Here is a 21,867-nt window from a genome sequence, read left to right as displayed (position 1 = left end):
TCACCGTTGCAACCGGCTGGTCAGAGAGCTCGCGCGAACTCCGCGACCGCCTCGAAGTCCGGTGCGCGCAGGCCCAGTCGGGGATCGACGCGGTGCAGTAGGGCCGGGCCGTCGTGGCGCGCGGCCACGAACTCGCGGTCCCTGTCGTCGAGTTCGTCGTCCAGCCAGACGAAGGGGCGGCCGGCGGCGTGGGCGACGAGGTGGTGGGTCTTCCAGAAGGTGCCGTCGGGGCCGTTGCCGATGGGGGTGGGCCAGTCGACGACGGGGAGGGCGGGGAGGCCGAGGACGGGCGCGATGTAGGTGTTGGCCTCCTGGCGCCACGTGGTCGCCCAGACCAGCTCGTACCGATCCGCCAGACCCAGCAGCGCGGGCCCGTGCCCGGGATTGAGCCAGACCCGCAGCGGCCGCACCCGCTCCGCCGGCACCCCGGGATGCTGAGCGACCCACCCCGCGGGCTTCATCCGGTGCGTGGTGTAGCCGTCGGGTCGGTGTTCGGGCTTGGCGGCGTAGGGGTTGAGGGGGCCGTCGACGTCGAGGTAGAGGAGGGGGCGGTGCATGCGGGTGCCTCCCCGTGTCGGCCGTCTTGGCGAGCGTAGCCTCGGGTCGGGTCGGGGTCGAGCGGGGTGAATTCCGGTGGGCTCCAGGCGGGTTGAGCGTTACGGTACCTCCGTGCGCTGATCTCTGGGCGGCGGCCGTGTGCCGTCGTGGACGGTGCGGACGATTCCGCCGAGCGGGACCGTCCGGCAGGTGTTTCCCGAAACCGGCAGCCAACCCACCGGAGATCACCCCATGACCTCTCGACAACACCCCCTCGCCTACGACTCGTTCGTCGCACTCGCCGCCGCCGACCCCGCCGTCGTCGGGCTCATCCTCAAAGGTTCGCGGGCGCACGACGGAATGGCGACCGAGCACTCCGACCACGACCTGTACGTCGTGGTCGACGACGGGGCGACGACGGAGCTGTCCCATCTCCACGGGCACCGTTCGGCCGCGCTCGACATCGTCGTCCTGCCGCTCGCCGAGTTCCGGGCCGCCGGCTTGCCCGGCTTCGAGCGGTACGGCCTCGCCCGCGCCCACGTGGTGCTCGACCGTCTCGATGGCGGTACCGGCATCGCCCGGCTACTGGCCGAGAAAGGACGACTCGACGCCGACGAGGCGTTCCGGGAGGCCGGGGGCCTGCTCGACGCCTACGCCAACTCCGTCTACCGATCGGTCAAGAACGACCGGGACGGACAACCCCTCGCCGCGCGCCTCGACGCGGCGGACAGCGTCCGGCTCCTGCTGGAGCTGCTGTTCACCCTCGATCGGCGGCCCCGGCCCTACAACAAGTACCTGGAGTGGGAGCTGGCGCGGTATCCGCTGCCGGGTTGGGAGACCGAAGCGCTGCTGGAAGCTGTCGAGCGGATCTCGGCGACCGGTGACGTGGCCGTGCAGCGCGATCTCTTCTCACACGTGGAGGCGTGCGCGCGTCGAGCCGGGCACGGGGAGGTGCTGGACGCGTGGGGCGAGGACCTGGCGCTCATGCGGGGCGGTGCCGGGCCTGCTCCCAGGCCGCCCGTGTGAGTTCGTACTCCACCTCGCCGTGTTCGGAGCCCTCGATCGGGTGCGGCCAGTTGGTGTGGAAGGTGCGGAGGTAGGTGAGGCCGGACTTTTCCATCACTCGGCGGGAGCGGTGGTTGACGGTCATGGTGTTGGCGGTGACGCGTTCGACGCCGAGGTCGGTGAAGCCCTTGTCGATGAGGGCTCGGGAGCCTTCCGTGGCGTAACCGCGGCCCCAGGCCGACTTGTTGAGGCGGTAGCCGAGTTCCACGACGGTCGGGGTGGTGTCTTCGAGGGGGCGGAACTCGAACCAGCCGAGGAAGGTGCCGGTGGACTTCTCCTCGGCCGCCCAGTAGCCGCGGGTGCCGAGGCCGGGGTGGTCGTGGAGGAGGCGGGGCAGGGTGCGGGTGCGGATCGTGTCGGGGGGTGTCGGCGCGCCTCCGGTGAGGAAGCGCATGACCTCCGGGTCGCCGTCCAGCGCGACCAGATCCTCGACGTCGGCCTCGGTGAACGCCCGCAGTCGCAGCCGTTCCGTCTCCAGGAAGACGTACGTCACTCGCTCCTCCTTCAGGAACCCCACAGGGCAGCCTCGCCGCTGCCCGCCCGACACGCCAGCCGTTTTCCAGGCCCGGCTCCGACGACCCCACGGCCGGCTGTGACAGCCCTGTTGCCGGAACTGTGGGCTCCACCACAGCCGTTGGCATTCCGCGGTGCTGAACTCTGCGGACTCGGGAGCGATCAGGTGGGGGGGGTGGTGGGATGTCGGTGCGGAAGCTTGCTTCGAGGCTGCGTGGGGTCGCCGCGCTCGCGGGGGCGCTGGCGGTGGCGATGTACGTGTGGGGCCTGCTGCACCTCCTCGGTGCGGTGCTGGAGGCGGAGGACGGCGGAGCGGGCTCCGCGCCGCTGCCGCCGTGCCGTTCCGGCGAACAGGCGGCCCAGGTCGTCGACTACTCCGTCGGCTTCCTTCCCCTCTCCTTCGAGTGCGAGTTGACGGGCGGCGGCGGTTATGAGGCGGCCGATGTGCTACCGGGGTACGTCAATCCGGTCGCCGTGGGCCTCGCCCTCGCCGGGGTCGGCTGTGCCGTCGCCTCCGGGTACCTGACGGAGCTGCGGCTGCGGGCCGGGGCGCGCGAGGGCGAGGGCCGATGAGCGGGTGGGTCAGGCCGTGAGGACCAGTTCCGCCTTGCCGAACAACAGGGCGTAACCGGAGGGGAGTTGGGCGAGGACGCGGTCCACCAGTTCGTCGCCCACCAACGCCGGCAGGACGCTCAGCACCGAGCTGACGTCCCAGCGGGCCGTCGCCGGGGTCGCGCCCTCGGTGCGGGCGGCCACCGCGTCCACGAACTGGGGTGCGGACAGCGGTCTGTTGAGGGGGATGCGGGAGGCGACGACCCGGGCCGCCTCCTCGGGCAGGGCGCGGGCGAGGTCGACGCGCTCCTCGCCGGTGACGTGGTCGCCGAGGGCGGACAGGACGACGCGGGTGACGTGTTCGGCCTCCGCCGGCGTCGCGTACTGTCCGGCCTCCCGCACCGCCTCGACGAGGCCGGTCCAGCTGGGTCGGTTCGCGCTCATGTACAGCTCTCTCCTGGGGGTCGTTGCGCCGGGCGTCCCACGGCCGTACGGACCGCCTGTACCTGTCTGCACCGGTCCGGTCCGTAACGGCGCGCGGGACGCCGCTCGTCTGTCGCGTGGGGTTCAGCCGCTGATCTGCCGGGGTCCGCTGCCGCCGCCGCTGATCTGGATACGGCGGGGCTTGGCCTGTTCGGCGACGGGGATCAGCAAGGTCAGCACACCTGCGTCGTACGACGCGTCGATGCGTTCCGTGTCGAGGGTGTCGCCGAGGAAGAGCTGGCGGGTGAACGAGCCCGTGGGCCGCTCGGCGACGATCAGCTCCGCGCCCTCGGGGGCGGGGCTGCGGCGCTCGGCACGGACGTTCAGGACGTTGCGCTCGACGTCCAGCTCGATCGTCTCGGGGTCGATGCCGGGGAGGTCGAAGTGGACGACGAAGTCGTCCCCCGACCGGTATGCGTCCATCGCCATCGCGCTGGGGCGGGCGGTTGAGCCGAACACCTGCTGCGCGAGCCGGTCGAACTCACGGAAGGGGTCGGTACGCATGAGCATCACAGTCCATCTCCTTTCCACAGACTCTGCGGTGCGATGCCCTACGCCTTCTTATATAGCTCGGAGCGAGGAAACTTGACAAGCCCCGACTCAGGTTCGGTTGTCGACCCTGGTCCGGGGCTAGCCTCGACCCCACATCGACCGACGACCGAGGAAGCAGACATGGCGAAGGTTCCCAGTGCGGTGGTCGCGGCGGGCGGACTCGTCGGCGGGTACGGCGTGGCCCGGTGGACGAGGAAGCGGCAGCTGGGCGGGGCGGTGCTGGCCGTCGCCGGAGCCGCGGCGGCCCGCCAGTGGCGGGAGCGGGCCGGCGGGAAGGCGGCCGGGGCGCTGACGGCCGCGTATGTCGCCGCCTTCGCCGGGTCCCACCCGCTGGCCAAGAAGGTGGGCGCGTGGCCGGCGGTGTTCGGCGTGGCGGGCGCCGTGGCGCTGGCGTCCTGGGCGGTGGCGGACCGGGAGGCGTGAGGGGGCTGGTCTGAGCGGAGCTGTCTGAGCCGACGGGGCTGGCCGGCGGGATTGAGCCGCCGGGGCTTGAGCCGGCACGGCTGAGCCGGGAGGGGGGCTGAGGCGCGAGGTGGCATGCCCTCCAGGCCCGGCGAGAGGTCTACGCTCCCCCGGCCCCGTGGGTGAGCACGTTGACCACCCGCCCGTTCGGGTCCCGTACGAAGAAGCGCCGTACGCCCCACTCCTCGTCCCGCAGCTCCCGTACGACCTCCGCGCCGGACGCCACGACCTGCGCGTACACGGCGTCGACGTCCTCGACCTCCACGCTCAGGTCGGGGACGACGGGGGCGGTGCGCTCCTCGGTGAAGAAGCTGATCTGGGCGGTGGGGTTGACGGGGGACGCCAGTGTCACGACCCACCCCATGTCCATGACCTCCTCGAAGCCGAGCAGGCCGTAGAAGTCGCGGTTGGCGCTCAGGGCCTCCCCTGACGCGACGTGGATGTCGGGCATGATCCGGCGAACACTCACGGGCACGGCTCCTTCGCGGTGCGTGTTTCTGTTATCGACCGTCCCACCCTCGCGTCTCCTGAGCGTCCCCCACCACCGGCACGCGAGGAATGACCCACGTGACTTCGACTTCCCGGATCAGCCGCCGCAGCATGCTCAAGGCGGCGGGAGCCGCGGGTGCGGCGACGGTGGCCGCGACCGCCCTGCCCACCACGGCCACCGCCGCCCCGGCCTCCGCCTTCGCGCACCCGGGCCTGCTGCACACCGGCACGGACCTCGCCCGCATGGCCGCCAAGGTGAAGGCCGGGGCGGCGCCCTACACGGCGGGTTTCGCGAAGCTGACCGCCAACCGGCACGCGCAGAGCGGCTGGACGCCCAACCCGCAGCGGACGGTGTACCGGGGCGCGGGCAGCCCGCAGAACTACGCCACGCTCTACAACGACATCCACGCCGCGTACCAGAACGCCCTGCGCCACCATGTGAGCGGCGAGGACGTGTACGCCGACACGGCCGTGACGATCCTCAACGCCTGGTCCGCCGAGCTCACTTCGCTGGCCGGCAGCGCGGACCGTTTCCTCGCGGCGGGGCTGTACGGCTACCAGTTCGCCAACGCCGCCGAACTCGTCCGCGACCACCCGGACTTCGACCTCGCCCGCTTCCAGGAGCTGCTCACCAAGGTCTTCGCCCCGCTCAGCGACGACTTCCTGGTCCGGCACAACGGCGCGGTCGTCACGAACTACTGGACCAACTGGGACCTGTGCGCCATGGCGTGCGTCCTCGCCACGGGCATCTTCTGCGACGACAAGGCCCAAGTGGGCCGCGCGGTGGACTACTTCAAGGACGGTGACGGGCTGGGTGCGGTCCGGCACGCGATCCCCGTCGTGCACGACGACGGACTCGCCGAGTGGCTGGAGGCGGGCCGGGACCAGGGGCACGCGCTGCTCGGGGTCGGGCTGATGGGCACGTTCTGCGAGATGGCGTGGAACCAGGGGTACGACCTGTACGGCTACGACGACAGCCGGTTCCTCAAGGGGGCCCAGTACGTGGCGAAGTGGAGCATGGGCGGACAGGTGCCGTACACCGCGAACACCCGTGCCAAGGGGGCGATCGGGGGGTGGTCGGGGCGGGAGACGGCGAGCACGGCGGCTCACGTCGACCCCACGATGACCCGCCCCATCTGGGCGATGATCAGCAACCACTACACCAAGCGCCGGGGGCTGTCCGCGCCGTACCTCACCCGCATCACCGCGAAGTCCTCGCCGGAGGGGGGCGGTGGCGACTACGGCCCCAACAGCGGCGGCTACGACCAACTGGGCTTCGGCACACTGACGTTCACACGGGACCGGACGGCTTCTGCTGAGCCTACGCCCAGCGCGAGTGCGGCTTCGGGGACGCGACCGCAGAGCGGGGCTACGGCGTCTCCGGCGACCGGCGAGGATCTTGCGGCGACGGGTTCCAGCGATGTTCTCGGCTGGTCTGCGGCGGCGGGGATCACTGCGGTGGCGGGAGGGCTGCTTTTGCTGCGGAGGAGGGGGAGGGGCGCATAGGGAGGTGCCGGGTCAGGTTGTGGGGCGGGTGCGGGTGCGTGGTGGCTGGTCGCGCCCCCGCTGCGCTGGGCCTGGGCCGGGCGCCTACGGGGGTACCGGGCGCGGTCGTCAGGCGGGTGCGGGTCCGTCGTGGCTGGTCGCGCAGTTCCCCGCGCCCCCGCTGCGCTGGGCTGGGACCGGGCGCCTACGGGGGTGCCGGGTTCTGTTGCGCGGCGGGTGCGGGTGCGTCGTGGCTGGTCGCGCAGTTCCCCGCGCCCCTAGGGAGCTGCAGTCACCCGCGCCACGACCGGACCGTCAGCCGCCCGCGCCCGCCCCCACGCACCGTTCGCCGCGTACGGCGCGCAGGGGACGGGGTGGGGGGTGTCCGCCCGCAGCGGCCGGCGTCCGGAACCGGGCACATCTCAAGGGACCGAGCCGCCGGACCGAGGACGGACACCCCCCACCCCGGCACCGACCCACAACGCAACCGCATGCGCTACGCACGCCCCCACCGGACAGCAACGGGCCGCCGCAGGCCCCTCAGGGGCGCGGGGAACTGCGCAAAAACGCCCGCCCCCACCCACCCCGCAGCCAAAGAACAACCTCACCCCGTCGCAGTCAACGGCTTCGCCACATCCTCCAGTGACCGCCTCTCCGCCCGCACAGCCAAGAACGCCGCCACCAACCCCGCCGCACACATCAACGCCGCCCCGATCTGGAACGCCAACACCGTGTCCCCCACCCGACCCGTGCTCGTCAGGTCCGCGAACAGCAGCGGCCCGCTGATACCCCCCGCCGCCGTACCCAGCGCATAGAAGAACGCGATCGACATCGCCCGCGTCTCCATCGGGAACACCTCCGACACCGTGAGGTAGGCACTAGACGCCCCCGCGGACGCGAAGAACAGCACCGCACACCAGCACGCCGTCAAGGAAGCCGCGCTCAACGACCCCCGGTCGAACAGCCACGCCGTCCCGAACAGCAGCACCCCGGACAGCAGATACGTCGACGAGATCATCACCCGCCGCCCCACCGTGTCGAACAGCTTCCCCAGCAGCAACGGCCCGCAGAAGTTACCGACCGCGATGACCGCGAAGTAGTACCCGGTGTCCCCGGTCGGCACGTCGAAGAACGTGGTCAGGATCGCCCCGAACCCGAACGTGATCGCGTTGTACAGGAACGCCTGCCCGATGAACAGCGAGAACCCCAGCACCGACCGCCGCCGGTAGTCCGAGAACAGCGTGCGCGCGATCTCCACGAACGTCACACTCCGCCGCTGACGGATCGTGATCTCACCCTCGGGCCGCGCCAGCGTCTCCCCCCGCTCCGACTCCACCCGCGATTCGATCGAGGAGACAATCCGCTCCGCCTCCTCGTCCCGCCCGTGGATCAGCAACCACCGCGGACTCTCCGGCACATGCCGCCGCACCAGCAAAATAACGAACGCCAGCACCGCCCCCAGCGCGAACGTCAGCCGCCACCCCACGTCCTTCGCGAAGAAGTCCGTGTTCAGCGCGACGATCGACAGCAGCGAGCCGCCCACCGCCCCCAGCCAGAAGCTGCCGTTGATGATCAGGTCGACCCGGCCCCGGTACTGCGCCGGGATCAGCTCGTCGATCGCGGAGTTGATCGCCGCGTACTCCCCGCCGATCCCGAACCCGGTGAGGAAGCGGAACAGGAAGAACCACCAGGCGTCGAAGGAGATCGACGTCAGCGCGGTGGCCGCCAGATACACCGCCAGCGTGATCATGAACAGCTTCTTGCGGCCCCACTTGTCGGTCAGGCGCCCCCAGAACAGTGCCCCCACGCACGCTCCCGCCACGTACAGCGCCGCCGCGATGCCGGTGACCTGCCCGGATGTGATCGACAGGCCACTGCCCGGCTCCGACAACCGGCTCGCGATGTTGCCGACGACCGTGACCTCGAGGCCGTCGAGGATCCATACGGTGCCGAGTCCGATGACGATCGTCCAGTGCCAGCGGGACCAGGGCAGCCGGTCGAGTCTGGCGGGGATGTCGGTCGTCACGGTGCGACCGGTGTCGGCTTGAGCGGTGGTGGTCACGGAAGGTCTCCCTCCTCGTCGAGCGAACCCCACCCGGGTGCCCCCACCTCCGCTTCCCAGTCCGCCCGCGTCAGCAGCCCACACCGAGCACCCGGTGATCGGGCAGTCACCGGACAGGCACGCTCACGCCCCCAACGCCCGCGTCACCGTATAGATCAGCAGCCCCACCAAGGACCCCACCACTGTGCCGTTGATCCGGATGAACTGGAGGTCGCGCCCGATGTTCGCCTCGATCTTCCGCGTCGTGTGCTCGGCGTCCCACCCGGCCACGGTGTCCGTGATCAGGGAGGTGATCTCGCGCCGGTAGGTGGTGACCACGTACACCGCGGCCCCCTCCACCCACCGGTCGACCTTCGCCTGCACCTTGGGGTCCACGGCCATCCGCGCCCCCAGCGACAGCAGGGACGCCCGCACCCGCAGCCGCAGCTCACTGCGCTCGTCCTCGGCGGCGGACACGATCATCGACCGTACGGCGGTCCAAGCGGACGCGATCAGGTCCTGGACCTCGCCGCGCCCCAGCACCTCGCCCTTGAGCCGCTCGACCCGCGCGCGCGTGTCGGTGTCGGACTGGAGGTCGGAGGCGAAGTCCCTCAGGAACCGGTCCAGGGCCCCGCGCGCCGGATGGGACGGCATGTCCCGCATCTCGGTCACGAACCGCATGAGCTCCTTGTAGACCCGCTCGCCGACCTTCTTGTCGACGAAGCGCGGGGTCCAGCCGGGCGCGCCACCCTGTACGGCGTCCATGACCTGCTCGTCGTGGAGCACCAGCCAGTCGTGGGCCCGGGCGACCACCAGGTCGACGACCCGCCGGTGCCCGCCGTCGGCGACGATCTTCTCCAGCATCTTCCCGATGCCGGGGGCGATCTCCTGGGCGTCGGCCCGCCGGGTGATCGCCTCCCCGACCACGGCCTGGACGTCGGAGTCCCGCAGGACGGTCAGCGCGCCCCTGAGGGCCGCCGACAGCTCGGCGGTGACCCGGTCGGCGTGCTCGGGGTCGGCCAGCCAGGCGCCGAGCCGGCTGCCGATCCCCACGGCCCGCAGCCGCTGCCGTACGACGTCCTCGGAGAGGAAGTTCTCGCCGACGAACTCGCCCAGCGACACCCCCAGCTGGTCCTTCTTGGTGGGGATGATCGCGGTGTGCGGGATGGGCAGGCCGAGCGGGTGGCGGAAGAGGGCGGTGACGGCGAACCAGTCGGCCATCGCGCCGACCATGCCCGCCTCGGCCGCCGCGGCGACGTAACCGGCCCACGGACCGGCCCCGGAGCCGTCCGCCCACTTGGCCAGCGCGTACACCAGCGCCACGAACAGCAGCAGCCCGAGCGCGGTGAGCTTCATCCGGCGCACCCCGTGCTGCTTCTCCTCGTCCGCGGCGCTGAAGGTGTTCATCGCGCGTACGGCTGAGGCGGGGGCGGGCCGCTTCACATCAGATGGTCCTGTTTGTTCAGGTTCCGTACGTTCCATCCGCTCCACCCGTTCGGTGATCCCTCACACATTGTCCCTTCCTGACCGACTCCCGGAACGGAACAAGAGTTCCCGGCGTCTGTCCGGACGGGGGAACCGGAGGGGGTCTCGTCATATGTCCCCGCATTCATGCCTCATCATGAGCTCATCAGATCGGAGCCCCGGGCTCCCATCTCCTGAGGAGAACAGCACCACATGACACGGCGTCATGGTTACGCCCTGCTCGCCGCGATCGTCGCAGTGATCGTGGCCCTGTCCACCGCCATCTACGTCGGAGTGGCGGCCGACGCCCGCACCAGGGACCGGACCGCGCTGTCCGGTTCCGGGCCCTCGCGTCCCTCCGCCGCCCCCGCCGCCGCGGGAACCTGGGTCGGCGCCTGGTCGGCCTCCCCGGTCGGCGCCGAGCCCGGCACCGCGGGCGAGGGCATGGCGGGCCGCTCCGTCCGCAACGTCGTGCACACCGGTGTCGGCGGTACGAGTGCCCGCATCACACTGTCCAATCTCTACGGCCGTACCCCGCTGACGATCACCCACGCGTCCATCGCGCTCACCGCCGGCCACGGGACCGCCGCGGCGAACGCGGGCAGCATGCGGCGGCTCACCTTCGCCGGCCGCACCACGGTCGTCATCGCGGCCGGCGGGCAAGTGCTCAGCGACGCCGTCGCGCTCGCCGTCCCGGCGGGCGGCGACGTCCTGGTCACCACCTACTCCCCCACCCTGTCCGGACCGGTCACCTACCACCCGTGGGCCCGGCAGACGTCGTACGCCGGTGAGGGCGACCTGACCGGGGACGCCTCCGGTACGGCGTTCACCGAGCGGGTCGACCGCTGGCGCTACCTCACCGCGCTGGACGTCCTCACGGACGAGGCGGACGGCACGGTGGTCGCCTTCGGGGACTCGCTCACCGACGGCAAGGACTCCACGGCCGACACGAACCACCGCTGGCCGGACTTCCTGAACCGGCGCCTGCGCACGGCACTCGCGGCCGGGCAGGACCTGCCCCGCTACAGCGTCGTCAACGCGGGGATCGGCGGCAACCGGGTCCTGGTGGACGCCCGCCCCCCGGAGAACCAGGCCGGCCTCAAGCGGTTCCGGCGGGACGTGCTGGAGCGCCCGAACGTCAAGGTCGTCGTCATCGACCTCGGCATCAACGACATCCTCCGCACCCCGGGCACCGTCGACGCCGACAAGCTCCTCACCGGCCTGCGCGACCTGGTCCGCCAGGCCCACGCCCACGGCATCAAGGTCATCGGCGGCACCCTCATGCCGTTCGGCGACCGCAACGGCTGGACCAAGGCCCGCGAGGGCGTCCGCCAGACCGTCAACGCGGAGATCAGGGCGGGCCGGGTCTACGACGCGGTGGTCGACTTCGACAAGGCGGTCAGGGACCCTTACGACCCCCGCACCCTCCGCACGCAGTACGACTCGGGCGACCGCCTCCACCCCAACGACCGGGGCTACGAGCGGATGGCCGACACGTTCGACCTGGAGGACCTGAAGGGGGCGGCGGCGGCACGCTTGTGAGTGCGGGCCGGTGGGGCCTTGTCGCGCAGTTCCCCGCGCCCCTGAAGGGGCGACCAGGTGAGGTCTTTCAGGGGCGCGGGGCTGTATCAACATGCGGCTCCGCCGCGTGAGCGCGACAGGCCACGACGTACCCGCACCCGCCGACGAACCCCTCAGTCCTCCCCCCGTCGGCGCCGCTCCCTCCGCTCCTCGTGCCGCTCACGCCGTTCCTCGTGCCGGTCCCACCTCAGGTCGTGGTGGTTCTCGAGCATCCGCCGATGCGCGTCCCGCACCTCGCCCCGGACGGAGTCCCGCAGCTCACGCGCCGCCTCCCGGCGCTCCAGCCGCTCCTGCCGCCGCTCCTCCCGCAGCCGCTGCCGGTCGGCCTTCCTGAGCTTGCGCTCGACCCCGACCCCGCCCCAGAACGCGAACCCGGTCACGATCACCCGAGGTGCCCCCGGCTCACCCGGCACACCCTCCTCGCGGTGGTCGAAGCCGCCCATGATGCCGATCCCGCGCACCACGACCTCGACCCCCGGCGGCACGATCACCTGGACCCCGCCCATGATCGCCACACAGTTGATCTCGACCTCGCCGGCGGCGAAGTTCGCCTCGCGCAGATCGATCTCCCCGCCGCCCCAGAAGGCGAAGCAGTTGAAGCGCCGGGGCACGGTCCAGCGCCCCTTGCGCTGGAACCCGGACATCACGGCGACGGCCCACGTGGAGGACCCCTCACCACCGACGATCCGGGACGCCCAACTGCCGTCCGGTTCAGGCCGCTTGAGCATGTCGACCTTAGGAGCGGTCACCTGGCCGACCGGCAAGTCCCGGGTGATCGGGGCGAGTTCGCCGTACGTGCGTGCCTTGTACGTCGCGTCCAGCCGCTCCTCGAACTCCTCCATGTCGAGCCGCCCCTCGGCGAGGGCGTCCCGAAGGACCTCGGCGACCCGTTCACGATCGGCGTCCGAAGCACGCAGCTCCGGGAGTTCCTCCGTCATACAGGGCAGCCTACGAGTTCCCTCATCCCACGGCTACGAGACCGCTTTCTCCGCTTCCCCCGCGTACATCTTCGCGATCACCGCCTCGATGTCCGGCTCCCGCACCGACAGGTCCACCAGCGGGTACTCCGCCGCGACCCGCGCCACCAGCGCCGCCGCCGACTCGGACGCCGGGAACGCCAGCCACTGCCGCGGTCCCTCCACCCGGACCACCCGCGCGGGAGCCGCGTCGATCGGCGGCAGCTCCCGCTCCAGGTCCACCACCAGGGTCCGCTCGCTCTCGCCCACCTCGTGGAGGCCCGCGAGCGGGCCGTCGTACATGAGGCGGCCGTGGTCGATGACCATCACACGTGAGCAGAGCTGCTCGATGTCCTGGAGGTCGTGGGTGGTCAGCAGGACCGTCGTGCCGCGCTCGGTGTTCAACTCCCGCAGGAATCCCCGCACCTTGGCCTTGGAGATGACGTCGAGGCCGATGGTCGGCTCGTCCAGGTACAGCACCTCGGGGTCGTGCAGCAGGGCCGCCGCGATGTCGCCCCGCATCCGCTGGCCCAGCGAGAGTTGGCGGACCGGGACGTCCAACAGGTCGGTCAGTTCGAGGAGTTCGACGCAGCGGTCGAGGTTCTCGCGGTAACGGGCGTCCGGGATGCGGTACATGCGGTGCATCAGCTTGTACGAGTCGATCAGCGGCAGGTCCCACCACAGGGTGGTGCGCTGCCCGAAGACCACCCCGATGCGGTGGGCCAGCCGGGTGCGTTCACGGGACGGGTCGATGCCGGCCACCCGCAGCCGGCCCCCGGACGGGGTCAGGATGCCCGTCAGCATCTTGATCGTGGTCGACTTCCCGGCGCCGTTGGGGCCGATGTACCCGACCATCTCACCGCGCGCCACGGTGAAGGAGATCGAGTCGACCGCCCGCACCTGGCGCCGCTCCCGTTTCAGGAAGCCGGTCTTCTTGCGCACGTCGAAGACCTTCTCGACGCGGTCCAGTTCAATGAAGGCGTCCACCGCCACGTCCACCGCCACCTCGACCACTAACTCCCCGTACTCCGATACGAACCGAGCCCCGCCCGCCACGCGAGCCCGGCCAGCGCACAGCACACCGCCGCCACCAGCGGGGGCGCGAACGCCGCCCACTCCGGCAGCGCCAGCGGATACGGCCTGCCCAGCACATAGGAGGCCGGCACCCAGTTGACGAAGGCGAGCGGGAGCATGAAGGTCACGCCCCGCACGAAGTCCTTCCCGAACACGGTCGGCGGGTACTGGAGCAGGGTCGTACCGCCGTACGTGAACGCGTTCTGCACCTCGGAGGCATCCTGCGCGAAAATCTGGAAGGCCGCGCCCGCCACGAACACCGCACTGAAGATCACCGCACCGCTGATCACCATGACCGGCACAAGGAGCACCTTCGCCGCGCTCCAGTCGACGTCGACCGTCGCCAGCGCCCAGACCAGCACCACCGCGCCCTGGGTGATCCGGCCGAGGCGGCGCAGCGCGAAGTGGTCCGCGCCGATCTGCGCGAGCACCGGCGCGGGCCGCACCAGCAGGGTGTCGAAGGAGCCGTCGCGGATCCGGGAGCCCAGCACGTCCATGGAGCCGAGCACCAGGTCGGCGATCCCGAAGGCGGTCACCGAGAGGCCGTAGAGGAAGGCGATCTCGGGCAGTCTCCAGCCGCCCAGCGAGTCGACCTGCGAGAACATCAGCAGGATCCCGACGAAGTCCAGGCCCGTCACCGCCAGGTTGCCGAACACCGTGACCACGAAGGACGTGCGGTAGGTCATGGCGGAGCGGATCCACATTCCGGCGATCAGCCGGTAGGCCCGGAGCCCTTCGCCCAGGCGTGATCCCCAGACCACCTCTTCAGACGCCTCAGCCACCCTGCACCACCACCCGCCGCGTCGCCGCCTGCTGGAGCAGCCGCCCGGCGGCCAGCAGCACCACCGCCCAGGTCGCCTGGAAGGCGTACGCGCCGAGCGGGTCGGTCTCCCCCATCAGGACGTCCGCCGGCATCTGGAGCTGTGCCGCCCACGGCAGCGCCCGCACGATGTCGCCGGCCGCGCCCGGGAACGCGTTCAGCGGGAGGACCATGCCCGAGCAGAAGATCCCCAGGATCATCACGGCCTGCGAGATGCCCTGGCCGTCCAGCAGCCAGAACGCGCTCAGGGCGGCCAGGTAGCGGATGCCGAAGCTGACGACCATCGCGAGCAGCAGCGCCACCAGCAGGGCCGCCCACGAGGTGACGTCCGTGGGCAGCGCCATCGGGAAGAACAGCGCCCCGAAGGTGAACGGGATCACACCGCGTCCCAGCAGCTGGAACAGCGACCGGCCCAAGTCGCTCGCCAGCCACCACAGCTGGAGGTCGGCGGGCCGGTACAGGTCGACCGCGATCTCGCCCGTGCGGATCCGGTCCATCAGGTCCTTCTCGGCACCGCCGCCCTGGATGGCCAGCGTCGAGTAGAGACACTGCCCCAGCCACACGTAGGTGACCGCCTGGGCCTGGTCGTATCCGCCGAGATGGGGCTTCTCGTCCCACAGCGCGAGATACGTGTAGACCAAGATCACACCGAAGACGGTGTTGGTGAACACCCCGGCGAGCGTCGCCGCCCGGTAGGTCGCGTACCGTCTGAATCCCCCCGCCGCGACGGCCGCGTACAACCGCCCCGAACCCACATCCACAGCCCTCCTCGGCCCGCCGACACCGAAGCGCAGGAGCCTAGTGCGCAGATGGTGAGGCGGGCCACCCGTTTTCCGGGCGAGACGCGCGCCATATCCGGGAACGGAACGGATGGTGCGAGAGTCTTCAACAGGGGGCGCAGAAGGCGTACGAGGTCGTACGGGAACGTACGACGCGAAACAGGAGTCCGTGCACGAGATGAGCGACCAGCCGCAGCAGCCGACCGAGGGCTGGGCACCGACAGAACCACAGGCGGCTGAAGAGCCCGGCGGGAAGAAGGCCAAGCGGCCCAGGCGGACCGGCTGGCGACGGCTGATCCCGACCTGGCGCATGGTGCTGGGCACCTTCGTCCTGGGACTGCTGGTCCTCGCCGGACTGTTCTACCTCGGCTACTCCATGGTCAAGATCCCGCCGGCCAACGCGCTCGCCACCAAGCAGTCCAACGTCTACCTCTACGCCGACGGCAGCCAGCTCGCCCGCGACGGCGAGGTCAACCGCGAGAACGTCTCCCTCTCGCAGGTCTCCAAGGACGCCCAGCACGCCGTCCTCGCCGCCGAGGACCGCGACTTCTACACCGAGTCCGCGATCGACCCGAAGGCCATGCTGCGGGCCGGGTGGAACACCGCGACCGGCAAGGGCAAGCAGTCCGGCTCGACGATCACCCAGCAGTACGTGAAGAACTACTACCTGGCCCAGGAGCAGACGGTCACCCGCAAGGCCAAGGAGTTCTTCATCTCGATCAAGCTGGACCGCGAGAAGTCCAAGGACGAGATCCTCGAGGGCTACCTCAACACCAGCTACTTCGGCCGCAACGCCTACGGCATCCAGGCCGCCGCCCAGGCCTACTACGGCCAGGACGCCGTCGACCTCGACCCGGCCCACGCCGCCTACCTCGCCGCGCTGGTCAACGCGCCCAGCGAGTACGACGTCGTCGCGCACCCGGAGAACAAGGCGGCCGCCGAGGCCCGCTGGAACTACGTCCTGGACGGCATGGTCAAGAAGGGCTGGCTGGCGCAGTCCGCGCGCACCGGCCTGAAGTTCCCGATGCCGAAGGAGCAGACCGTCTCCACCGGTCTGTCCGGGCAGCGCGGCTACATCAGGGACGCGGTCGAGGACTACATCATCGACAACAAGATCCTCACCAAGGACCAGTTGGAGGCGGGCGGCTACCGCATCACCACCACCCTGGACAAGAACAAGCAGAACGCCTTCGTGAAGGCCGTCGACGACCAGGTGATGGACAAGCTCGACAAGAAGAACAACAAGGCCGACAACTACGTCCGCGCGGGCGGCGCCTCCGTCGACCCGAAGACCGGCAGGGTCGTCGCGATGTACGGCGGCATCGACTACGTCAAGCAGTACACGAACGGCGCGACCCGCGGCGACTTCCAGGTCGGCTCGATCTTCAAGCCCATCGTGTTCGCCTCGGCCGTCCAGAACGGCTCCGAGACGCAGGACGGCCGGCCCATCACCCCGAACACCTACTACGACGGCACCAACAAGCGTCCGGTGGTGGGCTGGAGCGGCGGCAACTACGCCCCCGAGAACGAGGACCAGGGCTCCTACGGCGAGATCACCGTGCGCGAGGCCACCGACAAGTCCGTCAACTCGGTGTACGCGCAGATGGCCGTCGACGTCGGCTCCGACAAGGTCAAGCAGACCGCGATCGACATGGGCATCCCGGCCGACACCCCCGACCTGACGGCGACCCCGTCGATCGCGCTCGGTGTGAACACCGCGAGCGTCCTCGACATGGCGGAGGCCTACGCGACCCTCGCCAACCACGGCAGGCACGGCACGTACACGATGATCGACAAGATCACCAACGGCGAGGAGACCGTCCGGCTGCCCGCGAAGAAGACCCGCCAGGCCATCAGCCGCGAGGCCGCCGACACCACCACCTCGGTCCTGCAGAGCGTGGTCCAGAACGGCACCGCCACCGCCGCCCAGGGCGCCGACCGCCCCGCCGCCGGCAAGACCGGCACCGCCGAGGAGGACACCGCGGCCTGGTTCGCGGGCTACACCCCCGATCTCGCCACGGTCGTCTCCGTCATGGGCCAGGACCCGGTGACCGCCGCGCACAAGTCGCTGTACAACACCATGGGCCTGCAGCGCGTCAACGGCGGCGGTCCGCCCGCCGAGATCTGGGCGCAGTACACCAAGGCCGCGCTCAAGGGGAAGCCGGTCACCGACTTCGACCTCGAGCTCCAGCCGGGCGCCGAGAACCAGGCCCCCAGCACCCAGGCCCCCGTCGACCCGTCCACGGAGGGCCAGGACAACGGCGGCACCACGGGCGACACCACCGGCGGCCAGGACACCCAGGGCGCGACGCAGGGGCAGACGCAGGGCCAGACCCAGGGCCAGGACAACGGCGGCACCACGACCGGGGGCGACGACACGGGCGGCACGACCGACGGCGGCACCACGACCGACGGCGGTACGACGGACGGCGGGACCACCGGGGACACCTCGACCGGCGGCACCACCGACGGCGGCACCACGGGCGACGCGACCGGAGGCACCACCGGGGACTCACCGAGCGGCGGGGCGGCGTCGGGCGGCCAGAACCCGGCGATCATCACCCGCCGGGAGTGACCTCGACGTCAGTGACGGGCTCTCAGTGACCGGAGGTCGCCTTGAGCCCCACCACGGCGACCAGCAGCAGGCACACGAAGAAGATCCGCGCGGCGGTGACCGGCTCCCCCAGCACCACCATGCCGAACACCGCCGCGCCGGCCGCCCCGATCCCGACCCAGACGCCGTAGGCGGTACCGATGGGAAGGGACTTGGCGGCGTACGACAGCAGGATCATGCTGGTGACGATGCCGGCGCCGGTGAGGAGACTGGGCACGAGCCGGGTGAACCCGTCCGTGTACTTCATGCCGATCGACCAGCCCACTTCGAGCAGACCGGCGACGACGAGCAGGACCCAGGCCATGAGAGGCACCTCCGAGACGACTGGCTGACTGCGGGTGCGTCGTCTTTTCCTGCGTCCTTACGACTGTCCCGGTACGGCGCGTCTCGTCGGGCTCCTTCGAAGGTAGCAAAGGAACAGCGAAAGGGGCCGGTGACGATGGTCACCGGCCCCTTTCGCCGTCGTTTTACAGGTACAGGCCGGTCGAGTCCTCGGAGCCCTCGAAGCGGTCGGCGGCCACGGCGTGCAGGTCGCGCTCCCGCATGAGGACGTAACCGGTCCCGCGCACCTCGACCTCGGCGCGGTCCTCGGGGTCGTAGAGCACCCGGTCGCCCGGCTCCACGGTCCGTACGTTCTGCCCCACGGCGACGACCTCGGCCCAGGCCAGCCGACGCCCGACGGCCGCGGTGGCCGGGATCAGGATGCCGCCGCCCGACCGCCGCTCGCCCTCACCGTTCTCCTGCCGCACGAGCACGCGGTCGTGCAGCATCCGGATGGGCAGCTTGTCGTGCGGGGTGTCGTTTCTCTTGGCGCTCACGCCACTGAACCTACCTGTCTTCGGCGCCCGTGTACGCGGCCGGGTCAGCCCTTGCGACGCCGGGTACCGAGGGCGAGGAGCCCCACGAGTCCCACGGCGACGAGCGCGACGGGCACGACGCGCTCCAGGCGGGGCGCGCCCTCCTCGTCCACGAACTGGGCCTTCACCTCGGTGACGGCCTTGTTCACGGAGACGTAGGCCCGTCCGAGCGTGTGGTCGATGTTGGAGACGACCTTGGCCTTGGCGTCCCCGACGATCGTCTTGGGGTGCACCCGCACCCCGATCTCGTCGAGCGTCTCGGCCAGCACTTCGCGGCGGCGCTTGATGTCCGCCTCGATCTGCGCCGGGGTTCTGATGTCCGACGTGTCCGCCACGGCAGGCCCTCCGAAGTCGCTTCGTACGTGTCCTGGACAGTGTGTCAGTTCCCGGCGCGGCCGCACTGTCAGGACCCCCGGTTACGCTGACCCAATGAGCGAGCGACTCCAGCCCGGGGACGTGGCCCCCGCCTTCACCCTGCCCGACGCCGACGGCCACGAGGTGTCCCTGTCGGACCACAAGGGCCGCAAGGTCATCGTCTACTTCTACCCGGCCGCCCTGACCCCCGGCTGCACGAAGCAGGCCTGCGACTTCACGGACAACCTGGAGGTGCTGGCCGGCGCGGGCTACGACGTCATCGGCATCTCCCCGGACAGCCCGGAGAAGCTGGCGAAGTTCCGCGACAAGGAATCCCTGAAGGTCACCCTCCTCGCCGACCCGGAGAAGACCGTCACGGAGTCCTACGGCGCCTACGGCGAGAAGAAGAACTACGGCAAGACCTACATGGGCGTCATCCGCTCCACGGTGATCGTGGACGAGGAGGGCAAGGTGGAACGGGCCCTGTACAACGTCCGCGCGACAGGCCACGTAGCGAAGATCATCAAGGACCTGGGCATCTGACCCTCCTTTTCCGCCGAGCGGCCCGCCCTGGAACGCCGGGGCGGGCCGCTGCACGTTTCCGGGCGTGACTGTCCGATAAACGGTTCGTTACTCCGTACGAGGCCGCGAACGTGTGGCCTAGGACGGAGGCGGTTCGGTGGGGGCCAGTGCGTACACCAAGGAGCGGCTGGAGGCGGCGGCTCGGGGGGCTCGGACGTTGACGGAGGCCTTGGGAAGTCTGGGGGTGGATCCGCGGAGTTCGACGCGGCGGTACGTCCTCGAGCGGATGAAGAAGCTGGGCGTGGACGTCTCGCACTTCGAGCGGGAGGGGGTGAAGTGGACGCGGGAGGTCCTTCAGGAAGCCGTTACGGCGTCGACGAACATGTGCGAGGTTCTGCGGCATCTGGGACTGGAGATCGTCGGCGGCCACCACACGCACATCAGCCGCCGGATCAAGGCCTTCGGCATCGATGTCTCGCACTTTCAGCTGCCGACCCAGCGGGGGAAGGTCCGGCGCCCCCGGACCCCGGAGGGCTTGCTCGTCGAGCAGCCGACCGGCCAGGCCCGACGTGTCCCGAGCGATCGGCTCAGGTGGGCCATGACGGCAGTGGGTGTGCCGGAGCGGTGTGCGATGTGTGGCACGGAAGCGGTCTGGCGAGGACACCCGCTCCCCCTGGAGGTCGACCACATCGACGGCAACTGGCGCGACAACCGCGTCGAGAACCTGCGGTTCCTGTGTCCCAACTGCCATTCGACGACGGACAGTTACCGGGGACGCGGCAAGGGCAGGACTTCATGAGTAGCGGAGTGCGGTACACCCGGGAACGCTTGGCCGAAGCCGCCGCGCGGTGTTCCGACATCGACGAGGTCATCGCCTTCTTCGGCACCCGGCCGTACGGCCGACTTCGCCGCCATCTCTTCCGGCGCTTCGATCATTTCGGGATCGACGTCTCCCACCTCAACCGTCGAGGTAGGCAGCCACGCCCCACATCCGACGAGCTGCGGGTGGCGGTCACCGAGTCGGTCTCCATCGCAGAGGTGCTGCGCACCCTGGAGCGAACGGATAACGGCAGGCAACGCGCGCTGCTGCGCCAGTGGGTGGCCGAGGAAGGTCTCGACACCTCTCACTTCCTGGGGCAGGCACATCGACGTGGCGGGCCGGGCCCCACTCCGCTCAAGCGCGCCGAGGACATCCTGGTCCAGCATGAAGGAAACCGGCGGACCAGAACTCACCTGCTCCGCCGGGCGCTCTCGGAAGTGGGTGTGCCCGAGGTGTGCGCCGAGTGCGGCACGGGCCCCGAGTGGCTCGGCAAGCCGATGACGCTGGAGGTCGATCACATCAACGGCGACTGGAGCGACGACCGGCGCGAGAACCTGCGCCTGCTCTGCCCCAACTGTCACTCCGCCACGAGCACCTGGTGCAGAGGGGGTCGTCGTCAGAAGGCGTAGGCCAGTAAAGTAGTCACCACTGGCGCCCGTACGCCAATGGCTGAGCGGCAATCTTTAGGTGGTTGTGTCTGTCGGTTCGAATCCGACCGGGCGTACAAAGGCCCTGCACCTTCGATGCGAAGGTGCAGGGCATCTTTGTAAGCTCAGCCCAACAGCTCCCGCACCACCGGCACCAGTGCCCGGAACGCCTTCCCCCGGTGGCTGATCGCGTTCTTCTCCTCTGCCGTCAGCTCCGCGCAGGTCCGGCTCTCGCCGTCCGGCTGGAGAATCGGGTCGTAGCCGAAGCCGTTCGTGCCGACGGGGGTGTGGCGGAGAGTGCCTCGGAGTTGGCCCTCGACGACTCGTTCCGTGCCGTCCGGCAACGCCAGGGCCGCCGCGCAGGCGAAGTGGGCGGACCGGTGTTCGTCCGCGATGTCGGAGAGCTGGGCCAGGAGCAGGTCCAGGTTCGCGCGGTCGTCGCCGTGCCGTCCCGACCAGCGGGCCGAGAAGATGCCCGGGGCGCCGTTCAGGACGTCGACGCAGAGGCCGGAGTCGTCGGCCACCGCCGGCAGGCCCGTGGCCTGGGCCAGCGCGTGGGCCTTCAGCAGGGCGTTCTCCGCGAAGGTGACGCCGGTTTCCTTGACGTCGGGGATCTCGGGGTACGCGTCCGCGCCGACGAGGTCGAAGGGCAGGCCTGCGTCGGCGAGGATCGCGTGGAGCTCGGTGATTTTCCCGGCGTTGCGGGTGGCGAGGATCAGGCGCGTCATGCCACCAGTATTACGGCGTGCAGACCTTGGTCAGTTCGCCGGCCGCATCGGTGATCGGGCTGAGGTCCGGGGTCTCGTCGCCGTTCTTGACCGCCGTACGGACGTTGTTCACGGCCGCGTTGAGGTTGTCGACCGCCTTGTTGACGTCGGCGTTGTCGGTCTTGTCGCCGATCTCGTCGAGGTTCTGGTCGATGGAGGTGAGGGCCTCGTCGATCTGCGTCGGGTCGTTGGAGGCGTTCTCCACGGCCTGCTGGAGGTCGGTGACGCTGTCGGCGACGGCCTCGGCGGTCTGGACGCAGTCCAGTGCCTTGCTGACGGCGTCGCAGCCGGTGGTCAGACCGACCGTGAGTCCTACGGCGGCCACCGCGGCGGCGATGGTGATACGACGGCTTCGGCGGCGTCGGCTCGCGGCCATGGGTCTGTTCCTCCTTTGGGCAGGCCTCAGGAGGCCCCCGTTGCTTGGCCGGGCGCC

At 70.3% G+C, this 21,867-nt stretch carries 25 protein-coding genes, 1 tRNA gene and 1 riboswitch; of the genes, 10 read left to right on the top strand and 16 right to left on the bottom strand.

Features of this window, described 5'->3' with window-relative positions:
* Window positions 1–20: 20 nt before the first annotated feature.
* On the bottom strand, window positions 21–557 hold the full coding sequence (locus OHN19_RS26925) for an HAD domain-containing protein (protein ID WP_330266656.1): 537 nt from the start codon (window positions 555–557) through the stop codon (window positions 21–23).
* Between the two features lie 232 nt (window positions 558–789).
* On the opposite strand from OHN19_RS26925, the gene OHN19_RS26920 reads away from it, so the two are divergent.
* Window positions 790–1,563, top strand: coding sequence for a hypothetical protein (locus tag OHN19_RS26920; protein ID WP_330266655.1), 774 nt, complete (start codon window positions 790–792; stop codon window positions 1,561–1,563).
* Here OHN19_RS26920 and OHN19_RS26915 read toward each other — a convergent pair.
* Window positions 1,520–2,095, bottom strand: a complete 576-nt coding sequence (locus OHN19_RS26915; RefSeq protein WP_330266654.1) for a GNAT family N-acetyltransferase — start codon at window positions 2,093–2,095, stop codon at window positions 1,520–1,522. The genes OHN19_RS26920 and OHN19_RS26915 overlap by 44 nt on opposite strands.
* Window positions 2,096–2,298: 203 nt before the next feature.
* Here OHN19_RS26915 and OHN19_RS26910 point away from each other — a divergent pair, with 203 nt between their 5' ends.
* A complete protein-coding gene (locus OHN19_RS26910) occupies window positions 2,299–2,688 on the top strand; it encodes a hypothetical protein (protein WP_330266653.1) in 390 nt (129 codons plus the stop codon).
* 9 nt (window positions 2,689–2,697) lie between these two features.
* Here OHN19_RS26910 and OHN19_RS26905 read toward each other — a convergent pair whose 3' ends face one another.
* Together OHN19_RS26905 and OHN19_RS26900 are read right to left on the bottom strand one after the other, a co-directional pair.
* Window positions 2,698–3,111, bottom strand: a complete 414-nt coding sequence (locus OHN19_RS26905; RefSeq protein WP_330266652.1) for a DUF2267 domain-containing protein — start codon at window positions 3,109–3,111, stop codon at window positions 2,698–2,700.
* A gap of 123 nt (window positions 3,112–3,234) precedes the next feature.
* Entirely contained in the window at window positions 3,235–3,660 is a 426-nt protein-coding gene (locus OHN19_RS26900) for an Hsp20/alpha crystallin family protein (RefSeq protein WP_330266651.1), read from the bottom strand.
* A 162-nt stretch (window positions 3,661–3,822) separates the two neighbouring features.
* Here OHN19_RS26900 and OHN19_RS26895 point away from each other — a divergent pair, with 162 nt between their 5' ends.
* A complete protein-coding gene (locus OHN19_RS26895) occupies window positions 3,823–4,125 on the top strand; it encodes a hypothetical protein (RefSeq protein WP_330266650.1) in 303 nt (100 codons plus the stop codon).
* A 139-nt stretch (window positions 4,126–4,264) separates the two neighbouring features.
* Here the strand turns inward: OHN19_RS26895 and OHN19_RS26890 are convergent, their stop codons facing one another.
* Window positions 4,265–4,633, bottom strand: a complete 369-nt coding sequence (locus tag OHN19_RS26890) for a VOC family protein (RefSeq protein ID WP_330266649.1) — start codon at window positions 4,631–4,633, stop codon at window positions 4,265–4,267.
* 89 nt (window positions 4,634–4,722) lie between these two features.
* On the opposite strand from OHN19_RS26890, the gene OHN19_RS26885 reads away from it, so the two are divergent.
* Entirely contained in the window at window positions 4,723–6,159 is a 1,437-nt protein-coding gene (locus OHN19_RS26885; RefSeq protein ID WP_330266648.1) for an alginate lyase family protein, read from the top strand.
* A gap of 583 nt (window positions 6,160–6,742) precedes the next feature.
* On the opposite strand, the gene OHN19_RS26880 is transcribed toward OHN19_RS26885, so the two are convergent.
* Complete coding sequence (locus tag OHN19_RS26880; RefSeq protein ID WP_330266647.1) at window positions 6,743–8,200, bottom strand: MFS transporter; 1,458 nt, start codon at window positions 8,198–8,200, stop codon at window positions 6,743–6,745.
* Between the two features lie 123 nt (window positions 8,201–8,323).
* Entirely contained in the window at window positions 8,324–9,661 is a 1,338-nt protein-coding gene (locus OHN19_RS26875) for a DUF445 domain-containing protein (protein WP_330266646.1), read from the bottom strand.
* A gap of 195 nt (window positions 9,662–9,856) precedes the next feature.
* Between OHN19_RS26875 and OHN19_RS26870 the strand changes: the two genes are divergently transcribed.
* Window positions 9,857–11,185: an SGNH/GDSL hydrolase family protein gene (locus tag OHN19_RS26870; protein WP_330266645.1), complete on the top strand. Its 1,329-nt coding sequence runs from the start codon at window positions 9,857–9,859 to the stop codon at window positions 11,183–11,185.
* 152 nt (window positions 11,186–11,337) lie between these two features.
* Here OHN19_RS26870 and OHN19_RS26865 read toward each other — a convergent pair whose 3' ends face one another.
* The 4 genes from OHN19_RS26865 to OHN19_RS26850 form a co-directional block, all read right to left on the bottom strand.
* Entirely contained in the window at window positions 11,338–12,162 is an 825-nt protein-coding gene (locus tag OHN19_RS26865; protein ID WP_330266644.1) for a DUF1707 SHOCT-like domain-containing protein, read from the bottom strand.
* Between the two features lie 33 nt (window positions 12,163–12,195).
* On the bottom strand, window positions 12,196–13,194 hold the full coding sequence (locus tag OHN19_RS26860; protein ID WP_330266643.1) for an ABC transporter ATP-binding protein: 999 nt from the start codon (window positions 13,192–13,194) through the stop codon (window positions 12,196–12,198).
* The gene (locus OHN19_RS26855; protein ID WP_330269720.1) at window positions 13,194–13,958 is read right to left on the bottom strand and encodes an ABC transporter permease; all 765 of its coding nucleotides are present in this window, start codon (window positions 13,956–13,958) and stop codon (window positions 13,194–13,196) included. Before OHN19_RS26855 ends, OHN19_RS26860 begins: the two co-directional genes overlap by 1 nt.
* Window positions 13,959–14,028: 70 nt before the next feature.
* Window positions 14,029–14,829: an ABC transporter permease gene (locus OHN19_RS26850; protein WP_330269719.1), complete on the bottom strand. Its 801-nt coding sequence runs from the start codon at window positions 14,827–14,829 to the stop codon at window positions 14,029–14,031.
* A gap of 202 nt (window positions 14,830–15,031) precedes the next feature.
* On the opposite strand from OHN19_RS26850, the gene OHN19_RS26845 reads away from it, so the two are divergent.
* Entirely contained in the window at window positions 15,032–17,428 is a 2,397-nt protein-coding gene (locus OHN19_RS26845) for a transglycosylase domain-containing protein (RefSeq protein ID WP_330266642.1), read from the top strand.
* Window positions 17,429–17,450: 22 nt separating this feature from the next.
* Here OHN19_RS26845 and sugE read toward each other — a convergent pair whose 3' ends face one another.
* The 3 genes from sugE to OHN19_RS26830 all read right to left on the bottom strand — a co-directional run bounded on the left by sugE (window position 17,451) and on the right by OHN19_RS26830 (window position 18,659).
* Window positions 17,451–17,771, bottom strand: coding sequence for a quaternary ammonium compound efflux SMR transporter SugE (gene sugE / locus OHN19_RS26840; RefSeq protein ID WP_330266641.1), 321 nt, complete (start codon window positions 17,769–17,771; stop codon window positions 17,451–17,453).
* A 33-nt stretch (window positions 17,772–17,804) separates the two neighbouring features.
* Window positions 17,805–17,889, bottom strand: a riboswitch (guanidine-III (ykkC-III) riboswitch).
* Between the two features lie 45 nt (window positions 17,890–17,934).
* Complete coding sequence (locus OHN19_RS26835; RefSeq protein WP_123761009.1) at window positions 17,935–18,285, bottom strand: GroES family chaperonin; 351 nt, start codon at window positions 18,283–18,285, stop codon at window positions 17,935–17,937.
* 44 nt (window positions 18,286–18,329) lie between these two features.
* Window positions 18,330–18,659, bottom strand: coding sequence for a DUF3618 domain-containing protein (locus OHN19_RS26830; RefSeq protein ID WP_330266640.1), 330 nt, complete (start codon window positions 18,657–18,659; stop codon window positions 18,330–18,332).
* A 94-nt stretch (window positions 18,660–18,753) separates the two neighbouring features.
* Between OHN19_RS26830 and bcp the strand changes: the two genes are divergently transcribed.
* The 4 genes from bcp (at window position 18,754) to OHN19_RS26810 (ending at window position 20,744) form a co-directional block, all read left to right on the top strand.
* The gene (gene bcp / locus OHN19_RS26825; RefSeq protein ID WP_330266639.1) at window positions 18,754–19,221 is read left to right on the top strand and encodes a thioredoxin-dependent thiol peroxidase; all 468 of its coding nucleotides are present in this window, start codon (window positions 18,754–18,756) and stop codon (window positions 19,219–19,221) included.
* 136 nt (window positions 19,222–19,357) lie between these two features.
* Window positions 19,358–19,999, top strand: a complete 642-nt coding sequence (locus tag OHN19_RS26820; RefSeq protein ID WP_330266638.1) for an HNH endonuclease signature motif containing protein — start codon at window positions 19,358–19,360, stop codon at window positions 19,997–19,999.
* On the top strand, window positions 19,996–20,649 hold the full coding sequence (locus OHN19_RS26815) for an HNH endonuclease (RefSeq protein ID WP_330266637.1): 654 nt from the start codon (window positions 19,996–19,998) through the stop codon (window positions 20,647–20,649). Before OHN19_RS26820 ends, OHN19_RS26815 begins: the two co-directional genes overlap by 4 nt.
* A gap of 22 nt (window positions 20,650–20,671) precedes the next feature.
* A tRNA-Leu gene (locus OHN19_RS26810) sits at window positions 20,672–20,744 on the top strand.
* A 48-nt stretch (window positions 20,745–20,792) separates the two neighbouring features.
* Here OHN19_RS26810 and rdgB read toward each other — a convergent pair.
* A complete protein-coding gene (rdgB, locus tag OHN19_RS26805) occupies window positions 20,793–21,395 on the bottom strand; it encodes an RdgB/HAM1 family non-canonical purine NTP pyrophosphatase (protein ID WP_330266636.1) in 603 nt (200 codons plus the stop codon).
* A 10-nt stretch (window positions 21,396–21,405) separates the two neighbouring features.
* Window positions 21,406–21,810: a hypothetical protein gene (locus tag OHN19_RS26800; protein WP_330266635.1), complete on the bottom strand. Its 405-nt coding sequence runs from the start codon at window positions 21,808–21,810 to the stop codon at window positions 21,406–21,408.
* Window positions 21,811–21,867 lie beyond the last annotated feature (57 nt).

Origin of the sequence: Streptomyces griseorubiginosus, from assembly GCF_036345115.1 — a bacterium.
In the GTDB taxonomy this organism is placed as follows: domain Bacteria; phylum Actinomycetota; class Actinomycetes; order Streptomycetales; family Streptomycetaceae; genus Streptomyces; species Streptomyces griseorubiginosus_C.
This window is presented reverse-complemented; position numbering and strand designations above follow the sequence as displayed.